Below are 1,418 nucleotides of genomic sequence, written 5' to 3' on the forward strand. Positions count from 1 at the left end.
GTTTATGGATCTGATCGGAAAAGCGCCTGAGCAATCTCAAAAATAAAATCAGAAATAATAATCATTTTAAAGGGTTGAAATTAATTTTTCAGCCCTTTTTTATTTATAAAGCTTTCTCTTTTCCCTTGTATATTTTGCTAATTTTGCACGCGCTCCAGTACAGGTTATGAGAACACGAATAAGAAAGCACCTTCGCACAGCAAAATATATTGTTTACAAAGAAACTTTAGTAGATTTTAAAGAACACGTTTGGACATTTATTGGAGCGTTTTTAGGTATTGGCATTATTGGCATACTCCATTCTAAATACTTTACCGCCAACGATAATCTATTTCTTATCGGTTCATTTGGTGCCTCATCGGTACTTATTTATGGAATTATAAACAGCCCACTGGCACAGCCGAGGAATTTAATCGGTGGGCATGTGATTTGTGCATTGGTAGGCGTTACCGTTCATAAACTTATTCCCGGCGAAGTGTGGTTATCTTCTGCCTTGTCGGTTTCTTTATCTATTGTATTGATGCAGATTACCAAAACACTGCATCCCCCAGGCGGGGCTACCGCACTAATAGCCAATATCGGGTCTGCTAAAATCCATTCGTTAGGTTATTTGTACGTACTGTGCCCGGTTTTATCTGGCGCCAGTATTTTACTGTTAGTCGCTATAATGATAAACAACAGAACATCGCATCGCAGTTACCCTAATAATAAAAAATGGTATAGGGTTTGGCATCGCTATCGCAGGTAAAATATATCTCGATAACCATATTGATATGACGATTTTAGCCTATTATAAATGTATATTTGATTATGTCAGTAATTAATAATCTAATTACATTGCTTTTCTCTCGCTGATGTGCCATTGCGGTATTCTCTAATCTTAAATTTTAGATGAGTATTTTTTTATTCCAATCACCGAATTGTTTATGCAATGATGATTGGTCTTATCAAACTGTAATCATTTAAAGATGAGTAGAGACAAAAAGAAAGAGGCTGGTGTTAATAAAAAAGCACCGTCTGATTATCAATCAGGTAAAGGTAAGTCGGCAAAGGTCGAGATAGATCTGTTTGCAAAAAAGCCAGGTAAAAATGGCAAGTAACGATCCGAAAGTTCAGGCAAAAGTTTTTTTGTACGAACTTAATAATACAAGGCACGAATATGGTTTTTTAGGTGCTGTCAATAGTAGCCTTTCGGAGGCAGGTTTAGTGCATTTTTAAGCGTTTGGACAAGCTCTCCGTAGGAGTCCTTTGGACAACGCGATAAATTCGATTGAAATAAATTTTATGACTACAGAGGATGTAGATCTTTTAGCAGCACTCGCTGTTTTTGTTGTAGTTGCAATTTTGTAATTCTTTATATTATATATAAAGAGCCATTGCAATGATGAAAAAATTAAAAACCATCTCATTTAAATGGC

2 protein-coding genes are annotated in these 1,418 nt (G+C 35.8%); both read left to right on the plus strand.

Annotated elements, in window-relative coordinates; translation table 11 throughout:
• Nucleotides 1-166 precede the first annotated feature (166 nt).
• Nucleotides 167-748: an HPP family protein gene (locus AC1DND_RS28195; protein WP_477586199.1), complete on the plus strand. Its 582-nt coding sequence runs from the start codon at nucleotides 167-169 to the stop codon at nucleotides 746-748.
• A gap of 220 nt (nucleotides 749-968) precedes the next feature.
• Entirely contained in the window at nucleotides 969-1,100 is a 132-nt protein-coding gene (locus AC1DND_RS28200) for a hypothetical protein (protein WP_262897887.1), read from the plus strand.
• Nucleotides 1,101-1,418: the final 318 nt, after the last annotated feature.

It is taken from the genome of Pedobacter sp. 01N416 (assembly GCF_056399685.1).

Excerpts from the sequence above, each read along its gene's own strand:
- AC1DND_RS28195 (WP_477586199.1), top strand. The coding sequence starts at position 167 with ATGAGAACACGAATAAGAAAGCACCTTCGCACAGCAAAATATATTGTT.
- AC1DND_RS28200 (WP_262897887.1), top strand. The coding sequence starts at position 969 with ATGAGTAGAGACAAAAAGAAAGAGGCTGGTGTTAATAAAAAAGCACCG.